This is a genomic window from Nostoc sp. CHAB 5715 (assembly GCF_020829685.1).
Classification (GTDB): Bacteria; Cyanobacteriota; Cyanobacteriia; order Cyanobacteriales; family Nostocaceae; genus Nostoc.
The window spans coordinates 1-8,340 of sequence record NZ_JAIVFR010000241.1; the positions used below are offsets into that span (position 1 = coordinate 1).

General features: G+C 42.2%; 6 protein-coding genes and 2 pseudogenes. All 8 read right to left on the reverse strand.

Annotated elements, in window-relative coordinates; genetic code table 11:
- Positions 1-125: 125 nt before the first annotated feature.
- Positions 126-482, reverse strand: a pseudogene (locus tag LC574_RS15030) (FtsK/SpoIIIE domain-containing protein); the annotation flags it as partial.
- Positions 483-664: 182 nt separating this feature from the next.
- Positions 665-1,857 (reverse strand): annotated as a pseudogene (locus tag LC574_RS15035) (IS4 family transposase).
- A 151-nt stretch (positions 1,858-2,008) separates the two neighbouring features.
- Complete coding sequence (locus LC574_RS38020) at positions 2,009-2,143, reverse strand: hypothetical protein (RefSeq protein ID WP_267871538.1); 135 nt, start codon at positions 2,141-2,143, stop codon at positions 2,009-2,011.
- A gap of 85 nt (positions 2,144-2,228) precedes the next feature.
- Entirely contained in the window at positions 2,229-3,377 is a 1,149-nt protein-coding gene (locus tag LC574_RS15040) for a glycosyltransferase family 4 protein (RefSeq protein WP_229454266.1), read from the reverse strand.
- Positions 3,378-3,730: 353 nt separating this feature from the next.
- Positions 3,731-5,365, reverse strand: coding sequence for an MFS transporter (locus LC574_RS15045; RefSeq protein ID WP_229454270.1), 1,635 nt, complete (start codon positions 5,363-5,365; stop codon positions 3,731-3,733).
- Entirely contained in the window at positions 5,352-6,338 is a 987-nt protein-coding gene (gene recO, locus LC574_RS15050) for a DNA repair protein RecO (RefSeq protein WP_229454267.1), read from the reverse strand. The genes LC574_RS15045 and recO overlap by 14 nt, the downstream gene beginning before the upstream one ends.
- 110 nt (positions 6,339-6,448) lie before the next feature.
- A complete protein-coding gene (gene deoC, locus LC574_RS15055; protein ID WP_229454268.1) occupies positions 6,449-7,129 on the reverse strand; it encodes a deoxyribose-phosphate aldolase in 681 nt (226 codons plus the stop codon).
- Positions 7,130-7,299: 170 nt separating this feature from the next.
- Positions 7,300-8,340 (reverse strand): DNA cytosine methyltransferase (locus LC574_RS15060; protein ID WP_229454269.1); only part of this gene is annotated, 1,041 nt, incomplete at its 5' end.

Here is an 8,340-nt window from a genome sequence, read left to right on the forward strand (position 1 = left end):
AACTGATGTTTCAAGTTACCAAGTAGTTGCTTAACGAGAAAACCAGGTTTCAGCGTTGAAATAGATTTGTATTATTAATGTAATAATACTTAACCCGGTTTTCTGTTCCAATGGTACTAATACCCCTCAATTAGACAAATCACTCGCGGCATGACAAAATCAGGTGCAAACCGCAGATTGTACTGTGCGATCGTTTCAATACTGTTGTGGCGCTCAAATTCCTGGTACCGCAATTCCATCTCTTCAACCAAGTAATCAAGCAAGTTAGCGGTAGATTGTGCATCACGCGCAACTGGGGCAACAAGATGAGGTAGCCCGTCAAATTTACCAAAGGTCACACGCTTAACATCCGAAAGTGCCAACCGAACAACAGAAGGGGGATATCGTCGCACCAAATACAAAATTGCTGCTTTCTCAAATTGCGACTTCCCACCCCGCGTCCGCCCACCACCCAAGATATGAGTCACGTTGTCGCTATAAAGCAATACGGTTCAGTTAAGGCTAAAAAGCTGATTAGTAATGTGAAATTTCGGAGCTTTTACTCTTTGTCCGGTCCCTCTGTGTTGAGGCTTTTTAGAGCGAAACTTTGATACAGGTTTTTTCACGACTCTGGGATTAATACGGTGAACACGTTCAGGTAGCAACGTATCTAAAATCTCGACAATTAACCAATCGAAAAAAAAGGTAATTCTTCGGTCTGTAAGTCTTGAAATTTAGGAATAGCACGACGAATGACTCGTAATGTACCTGTAAAACTCAAGCGTAATGGTGGAACCCCAGCAGTAGTTGCAGCTTGAAACATTAACACTCGTACTGACCAATGAGCTAACAACCAACCATAAATTTCTTGCACTACTTCTCGTGGTTTTTGAGAACGAACGTGAGTTTTACGCCCTAACAGGTGAATTTTTAACTCATCAAGGGTATTTTCGACTTCCCATCGTTGATGATATTCTTTGGCTAACATTTCTGCCGGAAATTTTTTAATGTCTAATAAGCTAGTGATTAAGCGATAAGTAAGTTGTTCAGCAGCGTTTTCCGGATGCTCAATTGTGTATTCAATAACTCTTACCAAGAGTGGCTGACAACCTTTTTTTCGGAGTTTTCCTGAAGGATTAATATATGACAAATAAGAGCCATCTTCTAAGGGCTTCTCCCGCATAAATTTTACATTTGCTGGGATTCTGCCTACATAGTCGCACCCCTGAGACACTGTTGCTCCTACCATTGCATAGGAATGTAACCCCCTATCCCACATTAACAACATTCCTGATTTCACGGAGCGTAATAATTTCAACGCTCGGGCTCGTTCTCCCATTCGATAAGGACCGGAGGCGGAGCGTCTCCGGCTCCGCACATTAAGGCATCAAATATAATGTGCGTTCCTGCCTCTATCAAAACGACCAATCTCACTTTAGGGAATGCTGCAATTGTTCCAGGACGACTGCTAGGACGACCAAAAACTCTGGTATTTTCTTCGCTATCTGGGACATCAAAACAGCTACCATCAATTACAACTATTCGTAGTCCATTTAAAAACGCTCCCAATGTTTCACCCGTTGCCATTGGTTTTACCAGCTGATGAAACAATTGGCTCATCACCTTTGCGCCTAATCTTTGTCGAGCTTGGGTAATTGCTGATTTACAAGGGACTCGCCAATATTTGCCAACTTTTACCCATGCCACAGAAAGACCATCGACTAAGTTTTTGAGTACATCCCGCATCGAATCTCTCGACCACAGGCTCATTGCTATTACCAGACTGACCATTAACTGCGCTGGTAGCGATCGCGTGCGTTCCTCTTCGGTTTTGGTATTAGCGATCGCCTGTTCAATTGCCGTTGCTGGAATAGCCATTTCGATTGCTTTCAGCAACTCAGTATTTTGTATATCAGGAGACACCAACGAAAAATCCCTCAGATGCACGGCACTTAATTTCCATTCTTGGGAACAATGCCTAATTTACATGATTTTGAGCCTTAACTGAACCGTATTGCTTTATATAGGACTAGTATTTGACTTTTGAAATAAATATACGTAGGGGAGCAAGTGCGTTGCGGTGAATCCAGCGCTGTAGGCGGGTTTCCCGCCGTAGGCGACTGGTGAACCCGAAGGAAGGTTCCCGACGCTCGATAGCATTCACTCGGCATCTCATAGAGAAGCGTTAGCGACTGTGCGTAGGTCTGACTCGTTAACGCTGCGCTATCCGTTGTAACAACTGGCGTTCCCTATGCTCTACGACTTAGCGGTAGAGGTCGTTGTGCTAAAACTTCTTTATAGAGGTCTTCGAGCAGAGTAATATTTTTACTAAGGGTATAGCGGTCTAATACACGCTGTCTGGCTTTTTGCCCCAGTAAGGTTGTTAACTCTGGATGGTCTTGCAACACTGGCAAGAGAGTTCTTAATTGCGATCGCGCTGTTTTAGTATTAATAACTACACCTGCGCCCTTTTCCAATACTTCTCCATCAGCACCCACGTCTGTTGCTAAACAAGCCAACCCACATGACATTCCTTCTAACAGAGATAGGGACAAACCCTCTACCAATGAAGGCAAAATAAATACATCTGCGCCCCGCAAAATCTCAATGCGCCGGTCTTCATCAGCGACAAATCCCAACCAGATAATGCCGTATTCTAAACCATAAAACTGCTCTAAGGAAGACTTCAAAGGGCCATCGCCAACAATTAGCAACTTAGTACCAGGCCCCATTGCCGACTGCTTCCAAGCCCGGAGGAGGGCTTCGACATTTTTCTCTGGTGCTATCCGGCCCTGATAGACAAACAAACGTTCGGCTTTAAATTCTGTTTTGACTTGAGAAAATCCTGGAGAATACTTAACGGTATCAACACCGTTGGGAATTACGGCTATATTTTCTTTCCTCACACCCATCCCTGCCAATAATTCTCGCTGGATTTGGGAAAATACAATCACGCGATCGTAGTTAACTAAAAAAGGTGCGTAGAGCTGATAAGCCAAAAGTTGTGTTCCTGATATCAGCTTTGCTCCCTTGCCAGCAAACGGTGTGTGAAAAGTGGCAATAAGGGGCAACCTCAGTTCCTCACAGATTTCTGGTAGAAAAAAGTCTAGAGGAGATAGCGTCAAGGAAGCATGGACTATATCTGGCTTGATTTTCCGCAACGACTCCGTTAAAACTTTGGTCGCTTTAAAAGTGGGAATTGTGTAAACCTGGGACTTGTAAATAAAAGGCAGAGAAACTTCTCGAAGATTTGGCCAATTGTCAGGTTCAGACTCTTCCTGGGCGAAGTGAAGAAAGCTAACTTGATGTCCCCTATCTAGCAAGGCATTTGTAATTTCTCGACTGTAGGTGACATTGCCGCAAAAGGGTGATTTTTTTCCAATCCAGGCTATACGCATTCTTTATTTAGCTGTAAGAAAAGCAGGTTTGATCTATTACTTGTGTGTCCTTGGTGATTTTTATTTTATCTAGCTATACTTGCTGGTTTTTTAGTTATTACAAATTTCCAATACAATCTATGTTTAAAAAGCCTATTTTAAGCTGATTAAACCAGTGGATTTATGGCTTTATTTATTCTACTTATAAGTTGTTAATTTATGATATTTAAACAACTTATTTTGATTAATGTCAGATTGATATCCAGCAAGTATGTGATAAATTTCCACTGACCACAGTTTACCATGAACAGAAAAGCTTTAAGTAAATATTAATTACTTAAAATTAATGAATAATAGCTCCTGTTAGGTGATAACTATTTGTGTGAGTTATACCAGGTTAATATACCTCCTAAAAAGACGATCGCAGCTAATCCCAAAAAAACTGCCTGTAATCCCACAAAGGTTTCTGCTACACCTGCTAATGCCAAAGGTAAGGAGAGAGCAATATTAATTACATTGTTTTGTAAACCAAAGACTTTACCACGCATTTCTGGAGGTGTTTCTGTTTGAATTGCGGTTTGCATGGGAATTCCCACTAGCGCCCCAAAGATACCTAATAGCGCCACCAGTAACAAGACTAGCCAAAGTTGGGTTGTAAATACTGACAGACCAATGAGAGATGCTGCCATACCCATACAACCGTACAGACTTAGTTGGGTATAGGAGAAGCGTTGACCAAATTGACCGAGAAGTGTTGCTCCCGCAGCGATGCCAACACCACCGGCTGCTAGTAAAAAGCCGAACTGGGAGGCTTTCATGTTGGGAATAATTTCTGCCATACGAACGGCTAAAACAGTTAATGCTGCAAAAACAGAAAACAAGATAATCAGTTGAAGTAAGGCATTGCGGACGCGATGATTTGCTTTGAGGTAGGCAAAACCATCTCGCAAATCGGAAAATACGTGAGGGAACTCTGTATCGGGATGGTAATGTTTTTCCTTAGTTGCTAGGAGGAATAAAATTATTCCCGCGATCGCATAACTACCACCTACTAAAAATTCTTTGCCCAAACTACCACTACCACCAATTTGCAGCCAAAGTCCATCGGCGATCGCTAACAATGGTTCCCCGACAGCAAATCCAACAATCACCGATGCCATCATCGTTGTCGTATAAAGCGAATTTGCCGAGAGTAAATCCTGTTCTTCTACTATTAAGGGAATTGCCGCCTGTTCTGCCGGTGCAAAAAACTGCGTCAGTGTAGAAACTAAAAAAGTCACACCCAGAATGATCAAAAAACCAACTGGCAAAACTCCTATGGCTTTCCAATCATGAGTCAACCACATCAGAAAAGGAATTGACAAAACCAAGATGCCGCGCCAAATATTCGTTGCTACCAGCACAGCCTTTTTCGACCAACGATCAACAAACACACCAGCAACGGAACCAAACAATACGGCGGGAATCGTAAAAGCCATCATCAAGGCTGACACCCAACCACTAATACTTTGATTACTAGCCTGAAACTGAGTATTAATCAAAGCAATCATCAGCACCAAATAAACTTTATCTGCTAGTTGCGAGAAAACTTGACCACCCCAAAGAGCCAGGAAATTAGGATTTTTTAATACAGGCAAAAAGCCCTGCTTTTTGATATTTCCTGAAACAGCTTCTCCACCAGATCCATTTAATGTTGGTGGTTCTTTTTCTGGGATAGTAGCTATTGGCAAACTCTGCCCGTTACTATCTCCTTGGGCAGTGATTAATTTGTCCTCAGATTTTGTTTCTGATTGACTTGGAATATCAGTTGTTGGGATCTGGGCTGTCCAATTTTGCTCGTTATTAGAAACGTCTTTTGGGGACATTTCTTGTCCATTTATTTGACTAGGTGTACACTTTGAAACAGCACTCAAGTGATTCCTGACTGTAGGATCTGATACCCTATTCTGTTTTTTAGCGAGGCTTGGTGACAAAGGCAGGATTTTTTTATCCAAATCAGACGGTTGCATCATGGTTGGCAGCAAAATAAGAGTCGATCAAGGTAGCAGAGCGAATAGGGCGACCTAATTGATACTGAGCATACTGGCGTAAAATCTGTTCAACAGATAACCAGTCATGATCTCTAGCACCATCAATTTGCATTATCTGTGGTTGTGACAGATGTTGAAGCAAAGCCAGTTCCATAGCGCCCGGACGACTAGAAATCACAGGTATTTCTTGCCGATGCACAACAACTGTTTGGGCATGGGGCATGGGGCATGGGGCATTGGGCATCCCTTCGGCTTCGCTCAGGGCAAGTGGGAATGGAGCATTGGGTATTGGGTATTGGTCTGTTCTCATCTCCCTCATCTCCCTCATCTCCCTCATCTCCCTCATCTCCTTCTCCCCCTCTCTTCTTAAACGTTCCCAAGCTTCTAAGGAAACCGTTCCACCCGCAGGAATACTAAATCCTACCTGCCAGTTTGGGTCTGTAAAGTTTGGCTTGAGGAGGTGTCCAGATAGGCAGCAGACTTGCACTTGCGGCGTTACTCCTGCTAACGCTAAAAGGTGAAACACTCCATGAGCCAGATGAGCCAAAACCCCAGATGCATTTGCACTAGATAACGCCTCCAACCGATGGAGATGTTCATTGAACAACTCATAAAGTTCTTCTTGGGGTTGTTCGCTCAAAGCTTGACACAAGACTATTTCTGCTAAATACTGGCCAGCAGCCAATTTTCCCAAATCTTTAGCTAAACCAGGATAAGTTTTTAACGTCTGTGCTTGAGTAATTTTATCAAGCGATCGCCCTTTCGCAATCAATAGTTCATTCACAACAAACATACCACTTCTGCCGCCCAGGCTGGAGTTGTGCTTGCGTGCCCCTGGAGCGACTGCTCGAATTAGACCGAATTCTGGTGTCAAAATCGTCACTATTTTATCCGATTCTCCTAGCACTTGGGTTTTAAGATTAATTCCCGTTGCTTTGTAGGTTCTACTCATTAGTTATTTAGTCATTAGTCATTGGTTATTGGTCAGTAGAGACGCAATTAATCGCGTCTGTACAATGGTCATTAGCTTCGGACAAATGACAAATGACAAAGGACAAATGACTATTCACCCTTTCCCAGGTTATCGCGCTGGCGGATCAAATCGATACCGCGAGATGTCCCTAATCTAGTAGCACCCGCTACGATTAAGTCTAAAGCTTGATTGATAGTGCGGATACCACCTGAGGCTTTAATTCCTACTTTTTCTTTGGCAAATTCCTGCAAAAGTCGTACATCTGCCACTGTTGCACCACCATTCCAACCTGTACTAGTTTTTAAGAAAGCCGCTCCCGCTTCCATAGCTATTTCAGCAGCTATTTTTTTTTCTGCATCTGTCAACAGGTTGGTTTCCAAAATTACCTTGACAGTTTGCCCAGTCTCTTCACAAATTTCGGCAATTTCCCGGTGGACTTCTTCAGTTTTACCAGCTTTCAACCAGCCCAAGTTCATTACCACATCCAACTCAGTAGCCCCATTATCTGCCGCTTCTTGAGCCTCATACAGTTTCACTGTTGAAGTCGTCGCACCAGCAGGAAAGCCAATCACCGTACAGACTTTTGGGTTCTTACCGTGCAGGAGTTCGACTGCTTGTTTGACATAGGCGGGGTACAAGCAAACCGCCGCAAAGTTGAATCTGTATGCTTCTTCACACCACTGCTCAACCTGCTCAGGAGTAGCAGTTGGCGTTAACAGGGCGTGATCGATAAATGGCGCAATATCAATGTTTGGATAGTCTGCTGCCATCGTGTCTTCTGCCAGTGATTGATTATTAATCTTTATAAAAAATTAAAACATTTCTTATATATATATTAAACCATATCTATTACAAGTTTATTATGAAAAGAAGCTGCTGACTTTTCTAAAATGTCAGCTTTGTAGATGTCGCAGAATTATTGTAAGTATTTAAGTTGACATTAGACAGTAGTAAGCTTAGAAATATCAATAACATTTTTCACACCAGTTCCTAAGAATTCAAAAATAGTTTTAGCTAACGCCTTCGATGCCAAATATGGTACGCCATTACCAATAGTCTTAAACATATTCGTAAGTGACATATTCTCTGGAAGTACAAAATTTGCAGGTAAAGATTGTATGGCTAAAGCTTCCGCCACAGATATTCGCCGGATTTTATAGGGATGCAAATGTACTTCATTATTTCCATAGCAAGCTGTTGGAGAATAACGCCATCTATGAAGACGCTTGAAAGACTTTTTAGAATCATCTCCTTCATCAATAGCAGCAAATCTTGTGATACCTGCCCTTGGTTGAAAACAGTTTTCAGCATTGGGATGCTTCAGCACATTATTTTTTCTAAACCAGTATTCAACTGTTAATTCTTGAGGGATGCCGTCAGGGCAAGGCATTATGGAATTTTCTTGGAATGGTTCGGACTTAAGCCAAGGATAAGCAAAAACCTTTGTTTGAGGATATAAAATATGATTTTTCCAAGGAAAAGCCTCTTCAGTTAGTAACTTTTCACTACCGAATTGTATTCCTATATCCTTGATAAAACTATTTCGGAAGCCAATGAGAATAATTCTTTCTCTATCTTGGGGTACACCATATTCGATAGCATTAATTAATCGCTCTGTTAATATATAGCCTGCTTCCAATAATTGTTGCTTGAGCGATTCAAAAAATAAACGGTGCTTTGTCGTTTTCCACAACCCCTTAACGTTCTCAAATAAAAAGAAATCTGGAAGATGGCGGCAAATTAATTCAACGTAAGCAGCGGAAAGCTTACCATTATCTCCTAAACGTCCTCTATTTTTCCCGCCAATAGAAAAATCAGGGCAAGGAGGCCCGCCAATGAAGCCAACAATATTATTAGATTTGCGGCAGTCTTGTACTAACTCCCGGAGATGTTGTGTTTGTAACCCTTCGATAAGTTGGGTGACATCTCCTACCTCTCCATCATGATACCCGTACTCTGGTAACGGTAGATTGAGAACCTG

Bases quoted from the DNA above. Each gene is read 5' to 3' on its own strand.
- LC574_RS15040 (WP_229454266.1), bottom strand. From the start codon at position 3,377: ATGCGTATAGCCTGGATTGGAAAAAAATCACCCTTTTGCGGCAATGTC.
- recO (WP_229454267.1), bottom strand. From the start codon at position 6,338: ATGAGTAGAACCTACAAAGCAACGGGAATTAATCTTAAAACCCAAGTG.
- deoC (WP_229454268.1), bottom strand. From the start codon at position 7,129: ATGGCAGCAGACTATCCAAACATTGATATTGCGCCATTTATCGATCAC.
- LC574_RS15045 (WP_229454270.1), bottom strand. From the start codon at position 5,365: ATGCAACCGTCTGATTTGGATAAAAAAATCCTGCCTTTGTCACCAAGC.